This window comes from Aquimarina sp. AD1 (assembly GCF_003443695.1).
In the GTDB taxonomy this organism is placed as follows: domain Bacteria; phylum Bacteroidota; class Bacteroidia; order Flavobacteriales; family Flavobacteriaceae; genus Aquimarina; species Aquimarina latercula.
Genome location: NZ_CP031966.1, coordinates 657,881 through 677,909, shown reverse-complemented (window position 1 = coordinate 677,909; position 20,029 = coordinate 657,881). Strand labels below are relative to the sequence as shown.

General features: G+C 31.1%; 21 protein-coding genes. All 21 read right to left on the bottom strand.

Translation table 11 applies throughout. The features are described from left to right. Nucleotide 1 precedes the first annotated feature (1 nt). The gene (locus tag D1815_RS03185; protein WP_027393600.1) at nucleotides 2–715 is read right to left on the bottom strand and encodes a response regulator transcription factor; all 714 of its coding nucleotides are present in this window, start codon (nucleotides 713–715) and stop codon (nucleotides 2–4) included. A gap of 3 nt (nucleotides 716–718) precedes the next feature. Further along, nucleotides 719–2,287 (bottom strand): sensor histidine kinase KdpD, encoded by a 1,569-nt coding sequence (locus tag D1815_RS03180; RefSeq protein WP_027393599.1) that lies wholly within the window; start codon nucleotides 2,285–2,287, stop codon nucleotides 719–721. An 84-nt stretch (nucleotides 2,288–2,371) separates the two neighbouring features. Beyond that, nucleotides 2,372–2,950, bottom strand: a complete 579-nt coding sequence (gene coaE / locus D1815_RS03175) for a dephospho-CoA kinase (protein WP_118385883.1) — start codon at nucleotides 2,948–2,950, stop codon at nucleotides 2,372–2,374. A 3-nt stretch (nucleotides 2,951–2,953) separates the two neighbouring features. Next, nucleotides 2,954–3,916, bottom strand: a complete 963-nt coding sequence (locus tag D1815_RS03170; protein ID WP_027393597.1) for a CdaR family protein — start codon at nucleotides 3,914–3,916, stop codon at nucleotides 2,954–2,956. 6 nt (nucleotides 3,917–3,922) lie between these two features. Next, nucleotides 3,923–4,927 carry a glycosyltransferase family 2 protein gene (locus D1815_RS03165; RefSeq protein ID WP_118385882.1) on the bottom strand — a complete coding sequence of 335 codons (1,005 nt, stop codon included), beginning with the start codon at nucleotides 4,925–4,927 and terminating at the stop codon, nucleotides 3,923–3,925. A gap of 137 nt (nucleotides 4,928–5,064) precedes the next feature. Further along, nucleotides 5,065–5,883: an enoyl-ACP reductase gene (locus D1815_RS03160; protein WP_027393595.1), complete on the bottom strand. Its 819-nt coding sequence runs from the start codon at nucleotides 5,881–5,883 to the stop codon at nucleotides 5,065–5,067. A gap of 82 nt (nucleotides 5,884–5,965) precedes the next feature. Then, nucleotides 5,966–7,621, bottom strand: a complete 1,656-nt coding sequence (gene recN / locus D1815_RS03155; RefSeq protein ID WP_118385881.1) for a DNA repair protein RecN — start codon at nucleotides 7,619–7,621, stop codon at nucleotides 5,966–5,968. 82 nt (nucleotides 7,622–7,703) lie between these two features. Continuing rightward, on the bottom strand, nucleotides 7,704–8,591 hold the full coding sequence (locus tag D1815_RS03150) for a DUF4835 family protein (RefSeq protein ID WP_027393593.1): 888 nt from the start codon (nucleotides 8,589–8,591) through the stop codon (nucleotides 7,704–7,706). Continuing rightward, nucleotides 8,584–9,798, bottom strand: coding sequence for a bifunctional phosphopantothenoylcysteine decarboxylase/phosphopantothenate--cysteine ligase CoaBC (coaBC, locus tag D1815_RS03145; RefSeq protein ID WP_118385880.1), 1,215 nt, complete (start codon nucleotides 9,796–9,798; stop codon nucleotides 8,584–8,586). Before coaBC ends, D1815_RS03150 begins: the two co-directional genes overlap by 8 nt. 2 nt (nucleotides 9,799–9,800) lie before the next feature. Next, nucleotides 9,801–10,133 carry a DNA-directed RNA polymerase subunit omega gene (locus tag D1815_RS03140; RefSeq protein WP_027393591.1) on the bottom strand — a complete coding sequence of 111 codons (333 nt, stop codon included), beginning with the start codon at nucleotides 10,131–10,133 and terminating at the stop codon, nucleotides 9,801–9,803. Nucleotides 10,134–10,148: 15 nt separating this feature from the next. Continuing rightward, nucleotides 10,149–10,940 carry an outer membrane protein assembly factor BamD gene (locus D1815_RS03135; RefSeq protein WP_118385879.1) on the bottom strand — a complete coding sequence of 264 codons (792 nt, stop codon included), beginning with the start codon at nucleotides 10,938–10,940 and terminating at the stop codon, nucleotides 10,149–10,151. Nucleotides 10,941–11,075: 135 nt separating this feature from the next. Beyond that, nucleotides 11,076–11,993 carry an ion channel gene (locus D1815_RS03130; RefSeq protein WP_027393589.1) on the bottom strand — a complete coding sequence of 306 codons (918 nt, stop codon included), beginning with the start codon at nucleotides 11,991–11,993 and terminating at the stop codon, nucleotides 11,076–11,078. Nucleotides 11,994–12,002: 9 nt separating this feature from the next. After that, nucleotides 12,003–12,878, bottom strand: coding sequence for a 4-hydroxy-tetrahydrodipicolinate synthase (dapA, locus tag D1815_RS03125; RefSeq protein ID WP_027393588.1), 876 nt, complete (start codon nucleotides 12,876–12,878; stop codon nucleotides 12,003–12,005). Between the two features lies 1 nt (nucleotide 12,879). Then, nucleotides 12,880–13,404 carry a hypothetical protein gene (locus D1815_RS03120; protein ID WP_233557616.1) on the bottom strand — a complete coding sequence of 175 codons (525 nt, stop codon included), beginning with the start codon at nucleotides 13,402–13,404 and terminating at the stop codon, nucleotides 12,880–12,882. Nucleotides 13,405–13,559: 155 nt separating this feature from the next. Next, nucleotides 13,560–14,177 carry a hypothetical protein gene (locus tag D1815_RS03115; protein WP_162897335.1) on the bottom strand — a complete coding sequence of 206 codons (618 nt, stop codon included), beginning with the start codon at nucleotides 14,175–14,177 and terminating at the stop codon, nucleotides 13,560–13,562. A gap of 153 nt (nucleotides 14,178–14,330) precedes the next feature. After that, nucleotides 14,331–15,026: a hypothetical protein gene (locus D1815_RS03110; protein ID WP_027393585.1), complete on the bottom strand. Its 696-nt coding sequence runs from the start codon at nucleotides 15,024–15,026 to the stop codon at nucleotides 14,331–14,333. A 19-nt stretch (nucleotides 15,027–15,045) separates the two neighbouring features. Continuing rightward, nucleotides 15,046–15,741 (bottom strand): hypothetical protein, encoded by a 696-nt coding sequence (locus tag D1815_RS03105; RefSeq protein WP_118385877.1) that lies wholly within the window; start codon nucleotides 15,739–15,741, stop codon nucleotides 15,046–15,048. A gap of 114 nt (nucleotides 15,742–15,855) precedes the next feature. After that, a complete protein-coding gene (locus tag D1815_RS03100; RefSeq protein ID WP_108805329.1) occupies nucleotides 15,856–16,539 on the bottom strand; it encodes a lysoplasmalogenase family protein in 684 nt (227 codons plus the stop codon). Then, the gene (gene ligA / locus D1815_RS03095) at nucleotides 16,539–18,533 is read right to left on the bottom strand and encodes an NAD-dependent DNA ligase LigA (RefSeq protein ID WP_118385876.1); all 1,995 of its coding nucleotides are present in this window, start codon (nucleotides 18,531–18,533) and stop codon (nucleotides 16,539–16,541) included. Before ligA ends, D1815_RS03100 begins: the two co-directional genes overlap by 1 nt. Before the next feature lie 30 nt (nucleotides 18,534–18,563). Continuing rightward, nucleotides 18,564–19,154 carry a TIGR00730 family Rossman fold protein gene (locus tag D1815_RS03090; RefSeq protein ID WP_027393581.1) on the bottom strand — a complete coding sequence of 197 codons (591 nt, stop codon included), beginning with the start codon at nucleotides 19,152–19,154 and terminating at the stop codon, nucleotides 18,564–18,566. Continuing rightward, nucleotides 19,151–20,029, bottom strand: a complete 879-nt coding sequence (prmC, locus tag D1815_RS03085) for a peptide chain release factor N(5)-glutamine methyltransferase (protein ID WP_027393580.1) — start codon at nucleotides 20,027–20,029, stop codon at nucleotides 19,151–19,153. Before prmC ends, D1815_RS03090 begins: the two co-directional genes overlap by 4 nt.

Here is a 20,029-nt window from a genome sequence, read left to right as displayed (position 1 = left end):
TCTACGACTCATCACTACGTACAACAAGTCTGAATCCTTCTCCATGGATATTCAAAATTTCCACATTTTCATCCTTCTTTAAATATTTTCTAAGTTTAGCGATATACACATCCATACTTCGAGACGTAAAGTAATTATCATCTCTCCATATCTTTGTAAGGGCTAGTTCTCTAGGCATCAAATCATTAAGATGTAATGCTAGCAAACGTAATAATTCATTCTCTTTAGGAGATAGTTTTATAGGATCTTCTTCTCTAAAAGTCAAAAATCTTAATTTTGAGTTTAGATGAAATCCACCAATTTTAAATTCAAATTGCTTACTATCAGCAACCGACTCAGTGCTTTTGCGCTGCATGATTGCCTGTATCTTCATTAACAAGACTTCGCTATCAAATGGCTTATTTAAATAATCATCTGCTCCAACTTTATATCCTTTTAAAACATCTTCTTTCATAGCTTTTGCTGTTAAGAAAATGATAGGAACTTCTTCATTTTTATCTCTTATCTCTTTTGCTAGTGTAAAACCGTCCTTATAAGGCATCATTACATCCAGGATACACATATCATAATCATCCTTTTTGAATTTTTCGAAGCCTTCCATACCATTTTTAGCATGTACGACATCATAATCATTCATAACAAGGTAATCCTTTAGTACTGTTCCAAAATTAGGATCATCTTCTACAAGCAAAATCTTTTTGTTTTCTGTTTCCATATTTTAAGATATTAACGGTAATTTAGTTATAAATGTGGAGCCTTTTCCCCGTTCGCTCTCCACCCATATTTGACCGTGATGGTCATCTATAATTCGTTTTACATAGGTTAATCCAAGTCCGTGACCCTTTACATTATGCAGATCACCAGTATGCTCTCGAAAGAACTTCTCAAAGATTTTTTTCTGAGCCACTTTACTCATTCCAACTCCTTGATCACGTATCTTAAGCACTATACTATTCTTCACATTTTCTGTATAGATATCAATTTTAGGTGCTCCTTCGGAATACTTAATTGCATTATCTAAAACATTTACTACTACATTAGTCATATGACTATCATTGGCTAAAATAGAAGATTTCAATGCTCCTAAATGTGTTTTTATATACCCTTCTCTATTCTCGACAATTAAAGACACATGTGTTATTCCATCTTCAATAATATCGTGTAATTCGAGTGGTTCTTTCTTTATATTTAATTCATTTTTTTCTAACTGCGATATTCGTAAGACATTCTCAACCTGTGTTAACATTCTCTTATTCTCTTCGCGAATCATCGTCATATATCGCTTACGTTTATCTTCATCATTTGCAATTTTGGGGTTTTTAATTGCATCTAACGCCAGATTAATAGTTGCTATGGGCGTTTTAAGCTCATGAGTCATATTATTTATAAAATCTGTCTTTATCTGCGATATCTGTCTTTGTTGTAATAATTGAGATAAAGCACTCGAATACGCTACCACAATAACCAACGTAAAAATAATTGACAAAATCGCCATCCCTTTTATAGTCGATAATATATATCTATTCTTACCTGTAAAGTTCACATATAACTGATACAAGCTAGAACCATCTTCATTATTTACAAACAAAGGCACTGCAAAAGTGTTCCCATCACTTTCATTCGCACTAAAATCATCAGAACGTACTCTCGTAGCTAATGCATTACTATAAATTGCATATTCGAAATCTACTTTCATATCTCGTTCTGCTAATTCCTTTTTAAGTAATCTTCTTACTTCTTCTTTTTTCACTCTTCGATGAATAGGGATAAAGTTTGCTAACTGATCTATTACAATTTCATAATCTCTTCTCTGTAGATCTGTAAGCGTACTCAACCTATCTAACTTAGACTTGGATCTATATCTTTTCTGATAATTTTCTTTCTCATTATCTATCAATTCAGCATTCCTATTCAATATATCTTTAAGCCTTACCGTATCTATATTAAAGTCTATAAATGACGAAAACAATTTAGAATCTTCTTCTAAAACGCCATCACCAAAAGCAAACGATCCTTTATCAAAACCTATGTTTAAGAGCTGTTGAATTGTTTTGTTATCCGGTTGTTTGATACTATCTAATATCTCTTGTAAGGGATAATACATTTCTTCAAACTCACGATACTCAATTTTATTAGAAACAGAAATCAATATTTGCTTAGCATTAAAAGAAAATTGTTCTCTATTATTCTCTACTGTATTCTGTATCCAATATCCCTGAACAAAAATAATCCCAATTAAAGACAAACTCATCAATAGGATCAGCAATGCGAATAACCTTTTATTCATAGGTCAAAAGTAAGACTTTAACATTTAGCTACTTTAGGGTTTAACCAAATGTTAACAAAATGAAAGATTAGGAAAATAACACAATTAAAGGATAACTTTATTATGGATTTTTTTAACTTGAAGCCATGTTTCTTCTAATTTCGTATTAATTATAACGAAATCTGCCAATGGAATCTTTTTTGAATCCTCCCATTGATTTTTAAGTCGTGTAAGAACCTGCGATTTTGTAGTATTATCCCGCTTTAAAACTCTCTGTATTCTGGTTTCTTTAGGAGCTGTTATCAGAATTGTGTAATCACATTGCTTGTATCCACCATTTTCAAATAATATAGCTGCTTCTTTTATAACATACTCGGATTTCTGCTCATTTTTCCATTTAATAAAATGATCAGCAACAGCTGGATGCACTATACTGTTCAGTTGTTTTAGTAGTTCCTTATCATTAAAAACTTTATCAGCAATAAATGGTCTATTTAATTCCCCATCGATATAAGATTTCTCTCCCAATAATTTTACTATGTGATTCTTAACCCCCAAATCTTCATTCATCAATTTTTTAGCCTCATCATCAGCTATATAAACCGAAACCCCAAGCTCGGCAAACATTTTTGCCACCGTAGATTTCCCACTTCCTATTCCTCCCGTAAGACCAACTACTTTCATACATTAATTTAAAATAACAAATTGTACTTGTTTATCTTGTAAACGAACATCATGAATAGATGTTGGCATATCTACCAATTCTAGAATTAAAAATGGACTATCGGCAGACACCTTATTATAATCAGCTATAACCCTGAAATCTCTTAAACTAATCTCATTGTATTTATCCAAACCAACTCTATAAACTACTTTTACTTCTTTAGGAAAGATCTTCACCTCTTTATCTTCAGGTATATTCATTAATGTTATAGGTATCTCTTGGCTTCCTTCTGTAAACTTACTTACCAAAATATTAGCCTCTATTTCCTTTGGAACAACACCAATTCTAGAAGGTAAACTGTCTGTTTTAATGGACAATGTAGTATTATAATCAGTATTTAAACCTTCTAACTCTAAATTCTCCGTTACAACATAACTTATAGTATCTATTATTCTTTTTGGACCACTAATAGTTATTGAATCAGGAGAAAGAACAACTCCTTTATCACTTCCATATCCTGGTGCATATAAAAGTTTCTTGGATATTCGTATAGGAATTTTCTTTTCTAGGTTAATATCTAGCTTAACTTTTAAAGTATCTTTTTGCACAGAAAGTATTCTTCCTTTAAAATTTAATTTATTCTTTAAAGACTGATTTGCCTTATCTACATAAAAATAATAATCATTACTACTTTCCGTTTCTACTGCACTTGTAATATCTAATTCTAATCTAGGTTTACTCCATGTATGATTAATTAACCTAAAACCATTTCCATTTAAAGTAAGTTTTAATGTTTGGTCACTATCTTCATGTAGAATTCTATCATTTGGAATATTTGTGTATTCGATATCAACCTCTACTTCTTGTGTGTAATTTTTAGAAAATTGTATAAAAAGCCATAAAATAGAGGTAAATGCCAAAAAAAACAGGAATGTTTTGACATTATTTCTTTTTAAAGAAAATCTATTCAATTTGGTCTTAGGCATAGGTGATTACTTTAAAAAAAACAACTTCTTAAATTTTTGTTCAGGATTTTTTTTGAGCAGATGAATATAATAATAAGATTTCAAGAAACCTTTTCCATAACCATAAAATTGAACCCAAACAGCCATAACTGATTGAATTCCTATAGAAAGACTGTGGTAATTAATAGTGGCATTTATAAAAATAATTACAAAATATAGTATCCAGAATGCAATGAAATACCAGAATCCTAACAAAGCTGTAATCATAGCAAATATGGTATACAAAACAAATAACGTAGGAAACCAATAGGTAATTTTAGAAGTCTCAGGATGCCATAAATTTAAAATTGGACGTACTAATCCAAATTTATTGACCTGTATATAAAATTTGTTCCAAGAGATTCTTCTTTTATGAAATACCTTAGCGTCTGGTATCAATGCCGTATCGTACCCCAATTTCCAAAGTCTAATTGTAAGATCTGGGTCTTCTCCAGGATGGATATTACCAAAACCTTCTGAAGCTTCAAAAGCTTCTTTGGATATCCCCATATTAAAACTTCTGGGCTGAAACTTACCCAACGTATTTTTCCTACCTCTTATACCTCCTGTAGTCAGATAAGAAGTCATACTAAAACTTATTGCTTTCTGTAAATTCGAGAAGTTTTTATGGGCATCATCAGGACCACCAAAACAATGCACAAAATTTGTAGACAAAAAATCTTTTACTTTACGTAAATAATTCTTTGGTAAAATCACATCACTATCCAAAATAAGGAAGTAATTTCCTTTAGCTTTTCTCATCCCAAAATTGCGAGAATCACCAGGCCCCGTATTATTTTTTTGGTAATAACTAATTTGCAATTGACTGTCATAAGACTTAATTACCTCCTCTGAAGTCTCTGACGAACCATCTTCTATAATTACTACCTCATAAGCTTGATCGTATTCTAATTCGATCATGCTACTTAACAACTCGTCTATTTCATTAGGCCTATTATATACAGGTATAACAAAAGAAAAAGAAATATTCATTAGGCAAAGGTAAGTAAACAAAACATCCTATGTAATATAGAAATTAGGATTTTGATCTATCAAGGATAATACTAAAATTAAAAAAGCTTAATCCATAATGAATCAAGCTTTTTGTTATATTTAAACGTAAATCAATACTATTCTTCGTCGACAAATTTTTCCATCACCATCTGACTCACTCCCATGTTAGAAAACCCTCCATCGTGATATAGATTTTGTAATGTTACCTTCTTTGTTAAATCAGAAAACAACGTAATTGTATAATCTGCACATTCATCCGCTGATGCGTTACCTAGGGGAGACATTTTATCGGCGTATTCAATAAAACCATCAAATCCTTTTACTCCTTTTCCTGCTGTAGTAGGCGTTGGTGATTGTGAAATTGTATTCACTCTAACCTTTTTATCTCTACCAAAGAAATAACCAAAACTACGAGCTATCGATTCTAGATACGCTTTATTATCAGCCATATCATTATAATCAGGAAAAACTCGCTGAGCAGCCATATACGTAAGAGCTACGATACTACCCCACTCATTCATTGCTTCTTTCTTGTACAATGTTTGCATTGTTTTATGAAACGATAATGCAGATACATCCCATCCTTTTTCACTCCAATCATAATTTAGATCCGTATAGTGACGTCCTTTTCTAACATTAACTGACATCCCGATAGAGTGTAAAACAAAATCCAATTTTCCTCCTAAAATCTCCACTGATTTCTCCACAAGATTTTCTAAATCTTCTAACGATGTTGCATCTGCAGGTATAATTTGAGAATTTGTTTTCTCTGCAAGGTCCTTGATAGCTCCCATACGCATCGCAACTGGAGCATTTGTTAGCACAAAAGTTCCTCCTTCTTCAAAAACACGTTCTGCTGTTTTCCAAGCTATTGAATTTTCATCAAGTGCGCCAAAAATTATCCCTCTTTTACCTTTTAATAAATTGTAAGACATTTAATACTCAATTATAAATGATTTATGAATGGTAAAGATAACAAAACGTCCTAAACCTAAACCATACTCTATAAACTTTAGTTTAATTATTTAACAATGATTTGGCATGTGTTAAAGCAGAATCAGAAATGTCCTTACCACCTATCATTTCTGCAATTTCACGGACTCTATCTTCTTCATTTAGTAATCTAAGTCTAGTGACTGTAGTATCATTTACATCTTCCTTGTAGACTTTATATTGACTCTGTCCATTTGCCGCAATTTGAGGTAAATGAGTAATACTAAACACTTGAAGATTTTTACTCATAGCCATCATCAAATCCGCCATTTTATGTGCAATTTCTCCTGAAACACCAGTATCTATCTCATCAAAAATTATTGTCGGTAATTGCGTATATCTAGAGAGTATTGCTTTAATAGCTATCATAATCCTAGATAATTCTCCTCCAGAAGCAACTTTCTTTAACTCTCCATATACACCTCCTTTATTGGCAGAAAATAGAAACTCTAAAACTTCTTTTCCATTAGAGAAGTATTTTTCTTGTAAGGTTAAAGCTGTTTTAAAAGTGGCATTGGGCATTCCCAAAGCACTTAAAATACCTTCTAATTCAGATATTAGTTTTGGTAACGCTTTTATTCTTTTATTATGAATTCTAACTGCGAGCTCGTCTAACTGTTTTTGTGTAGTTGTTATATCTTTTCTAATATTTTCTATAGTCTCAGAAAGCGATTCTGTTTTAGCTACTTTTTCCTGTAAGTTTTCTTTTATTACAATCAATTCTTCAATGGAGGATACAGTGTGTTTCGTTTGAAGGTTATGAATAATTTGTAATCGTTGACTCAGTTCTTCTAATTGCACAGGATCTGCATCTAAACCTTCAAGTTCATTCTGCAAAGAATCATGTATATCTTCTAATTCGATAGAAACACTTTGAATCCTATCCGATAACTCTTTTAAAGTCCCAGAATACTGGGCCACTTTAGAAAGACTTGCTTTTATTGTATTTAGAAGGTCAGAAACCCCAACTTCTTCCGAAGAAACTAATGAAACAGAAGAAGACAGTCGCTCTTGTATCTCTTCGATATTATTTAACGTCTCATAGCGCTCTTCTAACTCAGCCTGTTCTCCCGTTTTAAGCTTTGCTTCTTCTAATTCGTTCAGTAAAAAAGAATTGTAATCGTGTTCTTTTGTTAGCTCCTGTTGACTCTCTATTAATGCTTTTTCTTCTTTTTCTTTAATTTTTAATAAAGATAAGCCACGTTTATAAGATTCTATTTCTCTACCACAATCTGATAAAGCATCCAGTACTTCAAACTGAAAATCATTGGTAGTAACTTCTAAGGTTTGATGCTGACTATGAATATCAATTAATCGGACCCCTAACTTATTTAAAGAATTTAAAGTAACTGGTGTATCATTAATAAAAGCTCTTGATTTACCAGACGGCAGAATCTCTCTTCTTATAATAGTTTCTGATTCATAATCTAAATCTTCTTCTTCGAAAAACGTTTTAAGTTTATACTTTTCTATATCGAAAACACCTTCGATACTGCATTTTACGGAATTATCTTTGACACTTGATAGATCGGCTCTTTTCCCTAACAAAAGCCCTAAGGCACCTAAAAGTAAAGACTTACCCGCTCCGGTTTCTCCAGTAATTGTAATTAAACCGGCATCAAAAGAAACCTGTAGTTGTTCAATTAAAGCGAAGTTTTTTATTGAAAGACTTCTTAACAAAGGATAGTAATATTTTTATTATTTATTAAAGAAAGTAAAGATACTATAGTTTTAAAAAGATTTCAATTTCAAGAAGAAAAACTTATAATTTTATCTCTGCCCAGTTAGTAGCATAGGTAGGTGCTATTCTACTTAGTATCGACATAGTCTCTGCAATATTCATTGAAGGTCCTCCAGAAAGGATTTTTGAAACCTCATCCGCTTTTGCATCAAAAAACACTCTCATTATATATGAATTAGGTCTGGTTCTATGTAGTCCTTCGAGAGTTTTCATTGATTCTAAAATAGACTCTTTACCTTTTTTAAGATCATTACTCATAATATCCAGTCCTTCTCTGTGATAAGAATATAACGCAGTTCTATATCCGTCAAAAGTACCAGATAATAAATCATCATTTAATCTAAATCTAGTTTGGGGACCATCTTGACCGTTCCAACCAACTGTATTACCTCCTTGAGCGTTCCCTACTATATTTTTAGCTTCTTGATAATATGCAGTTCCAGAATTTAATTCGAAAGAATCCGCATCAACTCCCAATATGGTATACAAGTAAAAAGCAACTACAGAAATAAGGTTTGATTCAAAATTGTTAGGATTATAATTTAAAGGCTGGAACTCTAAGTACTGAAAATTAAACTGTTTATCATTAATATTCAATATAGTAGTCTTATAATTAGAACCATATATAGGTCTAGAAGCTTGAACTTGCACCGTAGCATTAAAACTATCATTGCTATTTCCATTAATGGTAATAAAGAAACTGCAATCTATTCGTTCTTCAGTTCGATAATCTAACTCAGTCCATTTTGTATTATTAATAAACTCTGTAACCGATCTTTCTAATGTCTTATAAACTTGTAAATTTGGATTTCCTGTTTGTTCTGCATTTACCACCACTGTGGCATTAAACTCTTGAGCATTAACTATAATACCAAATAACAGTATAACAAATGGAAAAATTTTACGCATTACGTTGTTCATTAATTTCATTAAAAATATCCTGTGCAACCTCAGTCTTGGTCTTTAATTCAAACGCTTTAATTTCTAATTTATGATTAATAAGTGTTACTTTATTTGTTTGCCCTTTAAAACCAGCACCTTTATCATTAAGAGAATTAAGTACAATTAGATCCAAGTTCTTCTTCTCTAGTTTGCCTTTTGCATTTTGTTCTTCATTCTCTGTTTCTAATGCAAAACCAACTAAAAATTGATCTTTTTTCACAGAACCCATCCATTTAAGGATATCAGTAGTGCGCTCTAATTCAATGGAAAAGCTAGTATCGGATTTTTTTATTTTTTGATCAGAAACATTCTTTGGTCTGTAATCTGCAACCGCCGCAGAAGCTATAGCTATATTGCAATTTTCAAATTCTTTAGTTACCGCTTCATACATAGAAGCTGCACTTACAACAGGTATTACATTTATAAAGTCATGAGAAACCTTAAGTGAAGAAGGCCCCAATATTAATGACACCTCTGCTCCTAGATAAGCCGCTGTTTTTGCTAACTCTATCCCCATACGTCCACTAGAATGATTTCCTATAAAACGAACTGGATCGATAGCCTCATATGTTGGGCCTGCTGTAATTAAAACTTTTTGCCCTTTTAAAGGTAATTTTCCTAAAATATCCTCTTCTATAAAACGAATTATAGTAGCAGGCTCCGCCATTCTACCTTGTCCTACTAATCCACTTGCTAGCTCTCCTGATTCTGCTGGAATCATGATATTACCGAAAGACTGAAGCTTTTTGAAGGTTTCGTGTGTTGATGGATGATTGTACATATCTAAATCCATTGCCGGAGCAAAATACACAGGGCATTTTGCAGATAGATAAGTCGCCAAAAGTAGATTGTTACTACTACCAGTTGACATCTTAGATAAAGTATTAGCTGTGGCTGGTGCTATAAGCATGATATCCGCCCATAACCCCAACTCTACATGGTTATTCCATTCTGCGTTCTCATCTTCTTCATCATAAAAGGATGAATGCACTGGATTCTTAGATAATGTAGAAAGTGTAAGTGGCGTTACGAAATCTTTTGCTGCAGGAGTCATTACAACCTTTACTTGTGCGCCTGATTTAATAAAAAGACGCACCAATGAAGCTGTTTTATATGCAGCAATACCAGCGGTAACACCTATAAGAATTTTTTTACCGCCTAATATTGATGACATACTTATAACGATTCAGAATCTGTCTTTGTATTTCTGAAGTATATTTTACCATCTAACCATTCTTGCGCTGCAAGAGAATGTGGCTTAGGTAATCTTTCATAAAATTTAGAAACTTCTATCTGTTCTTTGTTTTCAAAGATTTCTTCTAAACTGTCATTGTAAGTAGCAAACTCATCTAACTTTTCTAAAAGCTCTTTTTTTATATCAGTATTAATTTGATTGGCTCTTTTAGATATTACAGAAATTGCCTCATAAATATTACCTGTAGGCTGATCTACTAAATTCTTATCAATTGTAGTAGTATTAACAGGCGCATTACTTTTTTTCAAATCCATCTTCTCCTAAATTTTCTATTTATATTGTTCTAATCGTGTCTTGATATCTTCTGATATTTCTTCTGCATCCGCAGTAAACTCTCCTTCTTTATAATACTTTTTATAATTATTATAAAAACCATTAGCAACTTCAAGTCGTTCTTTTACAAGTACATCATAACTCCCAATTGCAAGTAAATATTGAGATTCTAGCTTGTAATATAATGCTTTTTCTCTAAAAGTAGAACCAGGATAATCTATTAAATAGTTATCAAAGGCATTAATAGCTACTTTATAATTCTCTCTATGATGATAGCGTTTTGCTATTTCAAAAGCTTTTTTCTCCTTTTTATTTCTTAATTCTGCAACTAAGCTATTAGCTTCCTCAAGATTTTCACTATCTGGAAAAGCATTAATATATGTTTGTAATTTTTCTAAAGCTTCATCTGTTTCCGTCTGATCCAAACTATATCTTGGAGAAAGGTAATAATAGCTTTTTGCTCCTTTATAAGAAGCCTCTTCTCTTTTATCACTATTAGGATACGACTTAGCAAATCTTTCAAACTGATAACCTGCAAGATAGTAGTCTTCCAAATTATAATACGTATCAGAATAATAATACATCACTCTTTCTGCTTGTGGTTTTCCTCTAAACTGAGGTACAATCTGTTCAAAAAGTCGTAATGCTTTTTTATACTTCCCTTCTTTATATAACTCTTCTGCTAATTTATATTTAGGTCCAACTTCTTCTGCTTTGAGTACTTTTTGATACTCACTACAGGAACCAAAAGCTATCACTAAAATCAGCAAAAACAAAAATTTCTTCATATCTTAAAAAACATCTGGCAAAAATAGATATTTCTGCCGTATTACAAAAACTTTAATTCATCTATTAAAGAACTAAAAAAAGACGGGGTTGTTGCAAAAGAAAAAAGAAAAAAAGAACGTTACTTAATCTATTCATTACAAGGTTTTTGTTTCTCCTATTTTATCATGATCTAAAACAGTAAAGCCCTCTTCATCGTAATGAAAAGCTGGGATAAAAGCTTTGTCAATATTTAAATTGTGTAACATATAAGAATGCACTTGATGTACTTCTTGAGCAAAAGACTCATCATAATACGTAACTAATATTAAAATTTCTCCGTGTAATTGAGGTAATTCTTCTTTTTTAAATTCTGATAAAGGACTCGATTCATTAATTGGATGAACTACTGTCCAAGTTGTTGGTAAATATGTAATTTCATTTCTTTCTAATTTTAAATTGTAAAAGTTATTTACATATTTATCATTTTCGGTTTTTTGAGATAACGCCAATGTAACCTCAACTTTTGGACGAATCATAACATTTGTACTCCTGCTCATTAATCTAAACATAATACTATTGACATTATTATGTTCTCTTAAAACCATAATATCGCTAAACCTAATACTTGATTTAGGCTTAGAAAATCTTCCATACAACAACCCAGTAATAAAAGAAAAACTTAACAACCCTATCAAAGCCTCAATCGAAGAAATAACACCAAAAACTACTCCTTTTGGAGCCATTGCTCCGTACCCTACAGTAGTTACAGTCTGAGCAGAAAAAAAGAAGGCTTTCATAAAATCTCCTATAATACTTCCGGTTGGAACTGTTATCGCAGAGATTCCAACTAATACATATATAATAGCGAATACTGAATTTATAAACACATAGCCTAAAAACACCCAACAAAAGAATTTAAACCAAGATATACTTATCAAGTAATTATAACTCCTAGAAATGGATGTACGTCTATTGAGATGTTTTATATTAAAAGAACCATCTTTATTAATAAATCGTTTCGCTCTTTTATTAGACGAAAGACCAATACCAGGATCTTTTATTTTCTTGGCCATAAAAGCTTATTAATTATTCTTTATATAATCATCTATTCTATCTGCTAAATTTTTAGAGACTGGAATTAAAGGCAGACGCAAATGATCATCACAAACCCCTTTGTTCTTTAAAATATTCTTGATTCCAGCAGGATTGCCTTCTTCAAAAGCATAATCTAACACTGGTAATAATTTATATAAGATTTCAAAAGCTTGTTGTGTATCTCCAGAAAGTCCCAAACGGATCATTTCTGAAAACTCTTCTGGAAACCCTTGACCAATTACGCTAATAACTCCATCTCCACCTGCAGTAACTGCTGGTAATGCTAAAGCATCATCCCCAGAAATAACAAGAAAATCCTTTGGACGATCCTTTAAAATCTTTAACACTTGTGTAAAATCACCCGTTGCTTCTTTAATTCCAACAATTTTATCTAATTGCGCTAATTTCAAAGTCGTTTCGGCAGCCATATTGGTTCCTGTTCGGGATGGAACATTATATAATAAAACTGGCAATGGTGATTGATCATTAATAATTTTAAAATGTTGATATATACCTTCTTGAGTAGGTCTATTATACATAGGAACCACAGATAATATCGCATCAAAAGCTGACAATTCCGTGTCTTTTATTTCTTGGATAATTGACGCAGTATTATTTCCTCCTATACCAATTACTAAAGGTAATCTCTTTTTATTTACAGTAACAATATGATCTACTAAAGCCTTTTTTTCGTCCTTAGAAAGCGTAACTGATTCTGCAGTCGTACCCAATACTACCAGATACTCTACTCCACCATTAACACAAAATTCTACTAAAGATTCAACTCCATCAAAATCAATTGAACCATCATTCTTAAAAGGTGTAGCTAATGCAACACCAGTTCCTTTCAGAAAAGCACTCATATTATATAATCTGTAAAATTTTTAAATATTTTTTTAATTCGGAAATAAAGAGATTTATGTTCTGATCTGCAGAACCAATAACTAAATCATTTATGCGGTTATCAATTTCTGCAAAACCAACTTTAAACTTGGCCTTAGAAGCTGCCGCTACATAATCTAATTCTTGTTTACTTTCTGAATAAAAGTTGATCAAAACATCATATTCCTCATTTATAAAATCTTTTAAAGAATTACTTTTAACAGCTCCACCAACACCAAAACTTTTATCATTATAATAGGCTGCATCTTTATCATCAGAAATTTCTTTCTGATCTTCTTTATATCCCATTACTTTTAACCTATCAGATTTAACGCCTAATTCATTAGCTAACTTAACTAATGACAATACATTAACAGATTGAGAGGCATCAATTAAAACTGCTAAACTTTTAATACTAGAAACCTCTTTTGCTCTAGATTTTCTAGACTTGATATGAGATTCAATGCTTTTTTTTAGTGCATTACGTTTAAGACCCTTTAAAATCATTTATAAAAAAGATTAAGTGACAAATGTAGCTATTTTACATCTTAAATTCATGTAGAAGAGCATAAGAAAATTGAAAAAAACTAAATAATTTAACTTTTAGTTATATAATTAACATTAGTGATAAATCTGTTTTATTCCTCGATTCATCTAAAGGTTTAGACATCCTTTAAATAGTTATCCTCTCTATCTAGCAGTCTTGCTTCTATCAAAAATTGCAAGAAAAAATACAACCCTGCAATCTCTGCAATATTTGCTAATATTGTAAACTCCCTAGCATAATAATAAAAATGATTAATTAATAACAAAGCATTCACAAACAAACAGCAACTCGCTGATATAAAAAGTTTAAAATTTCCTTGATACCTATCTGTAATATAAATAAAGAAACAGACCCCTACAAAAAGAAGAACTGCAAAAAGAATTGCGAAGAAAGTAACAATAGAATCCATAAGAACAGGAAGCACTAATTGAGACACCGAAAAAATCAAATATGATATTAAAATAAAACTTATAATAATAGGAAAAGAAGCTAACTTCTTTAATTTAATATCAGCTAGAGAGATATAACTTCTTAATAAAAATATATTTATCAAATAAAAAGAAATGATCAACATCCCAACTACATTAAAATACTTATCAAAATCAGCATAAACTAATGTATCATTAATAGCAATAGCAATCATACTAAGGATATAAAAAACATTTACAACCTTAGTCTTAATAATATAAATAACTATAAGAGAAACTGGAACTAATGGCTTGACATATATCAAATGTATTCTTTCACAAAAAAAAGCAACCAAAATAACCACAACATAAGAAAAATAAAACAATACATATGACGGGCTAATGGGTCTCAATATTTGCAAATGTTATTTTTAGTGAATATTAATATCATTTCAAAATACTAAATATCAACAATTAAATTAAAAAAATTCTACATCATCTGGTTTCAAGTCCTCTTGCTCCACAAAAAACTTAACCAAAAAATAGTGCCCAAATAATTGTAAAACATTTGTAATAACTACAAACACATCGAGGTATACATACATTTTATTTAATATCGTCAAAATATTTACAATAAGAAAGCAAGATGCCGCTATCATTAAAGATGAACTCACTACAGTTTTACTGTTTAAGTAGATATAATAACAAAAACCAATAAATAATATAAACAAAATTATAAGGATATTGAGATAAAATTGATCATCCCCAACATTTAGAGAAATCATATCTGCTACTGAGTAAACTACATAAGTAATTAAACTCATAGTAATCCCTAATTGAATGGTAAAAATTCTTTTCAGTTGTATTTTCACTTTCTTTAAACTCTTCCATAATAACATCATATTAAAACAATAATAAAATGACATCAGAACATTAATTACTCTAAAATATTTTTTGAAATCTATAACAGACAATACCTCTGATATTAAAACTATCATTAGCGCTATTAAAACTAGATATCTTATTTTTTTTGCAGCAACTAAATAAAAAAAAGACAATGAAATAACGACAAGAGTTTTGGTATAGACTAACCAAGGCTCATGAAAAATAGAAGTCAGTAATAACATAACTCCTGAAATATACAATAATCTATATGCTAATTTTATTTTATCCAACTATACTTCTTTATACTTTCTAAAAGCCTTCAAACTCTTCAGATTTCAAATATTCATATTTTGTAATCATATAATTCACTAAAAAAACAAGAGCTAAAGGCTGACATATTAAGCGAATAACTTTTAGCTCGCTAGATTGAAGATAAAACTCATCAATCAATAAAACAAAATCACTAAATGAAAAGTTTAAAATTGCCAAAAAGAACCATAAAGACTTTTCTGATCTTATATTTATATAATGCATTGCCCCTACGATAAGCAAAACATACAACAATAATAAATGTAGAAAACCGATTAAACTTAAATTCCCCATTGGCTCTCTAACTACCGAATATGTAATAAAAAAAATTACTGTATATAATAGACTTCCTAGAACTAGCGTAAAAACATCTCTGCGATTATACTTAAAAGATTTATGATTATAGTAAAGAAAATAAAACAACATAATGTATCCAATTATACGGACAAGCATCCTGTGTTTTATTGTTCCTATTTCAGTTATTAAGTGCATTAACTCCGAAATGAAAAATAAAAATAGCACAAGAATATGCACCGGTTTTATTTTCTTACTTTCTAGTATATACTTAAATGCTATTGATATAAACAATAAAGATGTACTGGCACTACACAACAAAGAATTCTGAAATAAGAATCCTAAAACCTGTAGCACAACCAAAAAAGAAATTATAAATTTTAGTAGTTTTCCCTCATTCATTCGATTTAGGCGGTATAAAAAAAGGGAGAAATCCCCATCATACACTATATTAAACAATTTTTCCTTTTGTTAATATACTAAATTTCAATTAAATGATTAAAAGCAAACAAAGAGCTATGTTTTAATTTTTAGCGAATCCGAACTAGAAATCTTAAACTTTACCAAAAAGAAAACCGCCAGTAACTGATAGATAGCATTAATTATCTTAAGCTCTAAAGAAGGAACATAAAACTTATCTAATGCGAAGCAAGCATCACTTATAATAAAATTTAAAATAGCAATTGTAAACCAAAGAGACTTAGGAGATCTAATATTAACATATTGAAATACTGCTCCAATTAATAAAAAATATAGAATGATAATATACACAATTCCAAAAGGCCTTATATCCCCCATCGACTGATTAGTGACAGCATAAATTTGATAGACAATAACCGTCCAGACTACTAAAAAAACTCCTAGATAGACCAAGTCTGTTTTATTATAATCTATTTGCTTATGATTTTTAAACAAGAAATAAAAAAGAATGAAATAACTTAAAGTATAGCTCAATAAAACATACCTAAACCCATTCTCTATTCCCGTTAGTAAAAATATATCCCCCATAAAACAAAGAAATAATACCAGTACAAACAGAGCATCAACCTTTTTTACATTAAACCAATACAACATAAAAAACAAAGGCACTGTCATTGGTTTTGAATACAACTCTATGGTTTGATTTTGTAGTATTGTACTCAAAACACATAAACTACCGGTAATTAACAGTAATATTTTTATGAGGGTTCTTATTTTCATTATTCAATTAAGTTGAGAAAATCATCTTCACTTATAATCACAATTCCGAGTTTGTTTGCTTTTTCTAGTTTACTTGGCCCCATATTCGCTCCAGCAACGACATATGTTGTCTTTGAAGAAATTGAGCTAGAAACTTTTCCTCCGTTATCTTCTATTAATTTTTTGAGTTCATTCCGAGATACTTTTTCAAAAACTCCAGATACTACAAAAGTTTGACCTTTTAAAGTCTCTGTTTGATTAGCCAATTTATCTGCAGAAATTTGCAATTGGACTCCGTGACTTAAAAGCTTTTCTACAAGCGTTTTATTAGATTCTGAATTAAAAAATTCTCGCACACTTTGGGCAATTTTAATACCAATTTCATCTACATTAACCAATTCTTCCTCAGTAGCAGCTATAATTGCATCTATAGTTTTATAATGTTTAGCCAACTTTTTTGCTACGGTTTCTCCAACATATCTAATCCCCAAACCAAACAAGACTCTCTCAAATGGAATTTCTTTAGATTTTAAAATTCCTTCTATTAAATTATCCGCACTTTTCTCAGCCATTCTCTCCAAAGGAATGACTTGTTCTTTTGTTAATTCATATAAATCCGCATAATTAGTAATCAGACCTTCTTTTACCAAAAGAGCAACTGTCTCACCTCCTAAACCTTCTATATCAAGAGCCTTACGAGAAATATAATGCTGTATTCTTCCAACAATCTGTGGAGGACAACCATAAATATTAGGACAATAATGCTGTGCTTCTCCTTCTTTCCTTATCAAATCCGTACCACATTCTGGACAAGATGATATATACTGAGTAGGAATAGAATTATGGTCTCTTTTAGTAAAATCAACACTTACAATCTTTGGTATAATCTCACCTCCCTTTTCTACAAAAACAGTATCATTTTCTCTGATATCTAATTTCTGAATTTGATCTGCATTATGCAATGAAGCTCTTCTTACAGTTGTTCCTGCTAATTGAACAGGTTCTAAGTTAGCCACAGGTGTAATTGCTCCTGTTCTACCTACTTGATATGTAATCTCATTAAGTTTAGTAACCGCCTGTTCTGCTTTAAACTTATACGCCATAGCCCATCTCGGAGCTTTAGACGTAAATCCTAACTCTTCTTGTTGTTGTAGATTATTTACTTTAATTACAACGCCATCAGTCTCATAAGGTAAATCTCTTCTTTTCTGATCCCAAAGATTAACAAACTCTAAAACCTCATCTATAGAATTAACTAAACGAGATTCTTGAGGCACCTTAAACCCCCATTGCCTAGCTTTTTCAAGACTTTCATATTGTGAAGAAATACCTAATCGATCTCCAGCAAGATTATACAATAAACAATCTAAAGGACGTTTAGCGGTCTCACTACTATCTTGTAATTTTAAACTTCCTGAAGCTGTATTTCTTGGGTTCGCATAAGGCTCTTCTCCCGCAGCGACACGTTCTTGATTCATCTTTGCAAAACCCTCATAAGGTAATACGATTTCTCCCCGTATATCAAATTTAACCGGATAATCACCTTTAAGTTTTAAAGGAACCGATTTAATCGTTTTTACATTTGTGGTAACATCATCTCCTTGGATCCCATCACCTCTAGTCACTGCCCGAATTAATTCTCCATTTTCATAAGTCAAACTAATCGAAGCACCATCATACTTTAGCTCACACGTATAACTTACATCTCCATCCACCAACTTCTTAATTCTAGTTTCCCAATCCAACAAATCTTCCTTAGAATAAGAATTATCTAACGAATACATCCGTTGTTCATGAACAACTGTATTAAAATTCTTAGTAACTTCTCCACCAACCCTTAATGTTGGTGAATTTGGATCATAAAACTCAGGATGTTTTTCTTCCATCTCCTGAAGCTCTTTCAGCTTCATATCAAATTCATAATCACTTATCGTTGCTGCATCAAGCACATAATAATTATAATTATGTTGCCTTAACTCTTCTCTTATTTTATTGATTTGCTGCTCTATACTCATTACGCTGCTATCCGTATTTTACTTTATTTTTTATGTCCCTTCAGGTTTTAACCATTTAGGTACCTGAATAGGTTTAAACGCTTTCATTTTTTGCAAAAGACGATCAATATCATCTTCTACTATCAATAAATCATAATTACTCTTTTTTAAGAAACCATTATGAACCATATTTTCTAACATTAACAACAGGTGATCATAAAAACCATTGGTATTCAAAAGACCAATCGGTTTTTGATGTAAACCCAATTGAGACCAAGTAATAATCTCAAATAATTCTTCTAATGTTCCAAAACCTCCAGGTAATGTGATAAAACCATCACTAAGCTTATGCATTTTCATTTTACGTTCATGCATATTATCAGTAGTTATCAATTCTGTTAATCCTAAATGGACTACTTCCTTTAGCTTAAGAAAATCAGGAATAACACCAATTACTTTACCATTATGAGCAAGTGCACCTTCGGCTACTTTACCCATAATACCAATCTTTGCAGCACCATATACCAATACTATATTTTCTTGAGCTAGCTGTTGCCCTAATTGCAAAGCTTGCTCCACAACGTCAACATCATTCCCTTCACTACTTCCACAAAAAACACAAATAGAAGTTAAATCATTCATAGATTTTTAATATTTTTTTTAATTAAACCTGCTTGTATCATTCGATCATTTCCGTATAAATCTTTACGAAGATTAACAGCTTGATATCCCTGTTCTTGGATCATTACTTTAGTTTCTTTTCCAAGATATTGATTAATTTCAAAATACAACAAACCACCCAAAGCCAATGAACTCTTAGCTAATTCGGTAATTTTTTTATAAAAAATTAATGGGTTTTCATCTGAAACAAAAAGTGCTAAATGAGGCTCATTATCCAGCACATTAGGCTGTATTTCTTTTTTTTCAAGTTCTCTAACATATGGAGGATTAGAGACTATAACATCATAATCACCATCTAAACTATCCAATTCAAGAGCATTTGCTTTAATAAAATTTACCTCCACATCATTATCAGCAGCATTTAACCTTGCAATCTCCAATGCTTTTTCTGAAACATCTATGGCATATACTTCTGAATTTGGTATGTTTTTAGCAAGAGAAATCGCAATACAACCACTACCGGTACCTATATCTATAATTTTTAGTTTTCGATTTCTTTTTTCACCTTCTTGATTCTTTATAATCCAATCTACCAACTCTTCAGTTTCTGGCCTAGGAATCAATACATTTTTATTAACTTTAAATAACAATCCATAAAATTCTGTATCCCCAATGATATACTGAATAGGATCCTGATTAAACAATCTTTCTTTTGCAGTAGCAAAACAAGATATTTTATCATCATTAACCTCATTACCTAAAGCCAAAGCGATATCAACACGCCTCATATCTAAATACTTTTCGGAAAGCATATAAAAAAAAGATTCTACTTCTTCTCTATTATAAAGCCCTGCCAAAGAATCTATAAAATCTTTTCTAAGATCTTTAATTTTCAA

Excerpts from the sequence above, each read along its gene's own strand:
- D1815_RS03185 (WP_027393600.1), bottom strand. The coding sequence starts at position 715 with ATGGAAACAGAAAACAAAAAGATTTTGCTTGTAGAAGATGATCCTAAT.
- D1815_RS03180 (WP_027393599.1), bottom strand. The coding sequence starts at position 2,287 with ATGAATAAAAGGTTATTCGCATTGCTGATCCTATTGATGAGTTTGTCT.
- coaE (WP_118385883.1), bottom strand. The coding sequence starts at position 2,950 with ATGAAAGTAGTTGGTCTTACGGGAGGAATAGGAAGTGGGAAATCTACG.
- D1815_RS03170 (WP_027393597.1), bottom strand. The coding sequence starts at position 3,916 with ATGCCTAAGACCAAATTGAATAGATTTTCTTTAAAAAGAAATAATGTC.
- D1815_RS03165 (WP_118385882.1), bottom strand. The coding sequence starts at position 4,927 with ATGAATATTTCTTTTTCTTTTGTTATACCTGTATATAATAGGCCTAAT.
- D1815_RS03160 (WP_027393595.1), bottom strand. The coding sequence starts at position 5,883 with ATGTCTTACAATTTATTAAAAGGTAAAAGAGGGATAATTTTTGGCGCA.
- D1815_RS03150 (WP_027393593.1), bottom strand. The coding sequence starts at position 8,591 with ATGCGTAAAATTTTTCCATTTGTTATACTGTTATTTGGTATTATAGTT.
- coaBC (WP_118385880.1), bottom strand. The coding sequence starts at position 9,798 with ATGTCATCAATATTAGGCGGTAAAAAAATTCTTATAGGTGTTACCGCT.
- D1815_RS03140 (WP_027393591.1), bottom strand. The coding sequence starts at position 10,133 with ATGGATTTGAAAAAAAGTAATGCGCCTGTTAATACTACTACAATTGAT.
- D1815_RS03135 (WP_118385879.1), bottom strand. The coding sequence starts at position 10,940 with ATGAAGAAATTTTTGTTTTTGCTGATTTTAGTGATAGCTTTTGGTTCC.
- D1815_RS03130 (WP_027393589.1), bottom strand. The coding sequence starts at position 11,993 with ATGGCCAAGAAAATAAAAGATCCTGGTATTGGTCTTTCGTCTAATAAA.
- dapA (WP_027393588.1), bottom strand. The coding sequence starts at position 12,878 with ATGAGTGCTTTTCTGAAAGGAACTGGTGTTGCATTAGCTACACCTTTT.
- D1815_RS03120 (WP_233557616.1), bottom strand. The coding sequence starts at position 13,404 with ATGATTTTAAAGGGTCTTAAACGTAATGCACTAAAAAAAAGCATTGAA.
- D1815_RS03105 (WP_118385877.1), bottom strand. The coding sequence starts at position 15,741 with ATGAATGAGGGAAAACTACTAAAATTTATAATTTCTTTTTTGGTTGTG.
- D1815_RS03100 (WP_108805329.1), bottom strand. The coding sequence starts at position 16,539 with ATGAAAATAAGAACCCTCATAAAAATATTACTGTTAATTACCGGTAGT.
- ligA (WP_118385876.1), bottom strand. The coding sequence starts at position 18,533 with ATGAGTATAGAGCAGCAAATCAATAAAATAAGAGAAGAGTTAAGGCAA.
- D1815_RS03090 (WP_027393581.1), bottom strand. The coding sequence starts at position 19,154 with ATGAATGATTTAACTTCTATTTGTGTTTTTTGTGGAAGTAGTGAAGGG.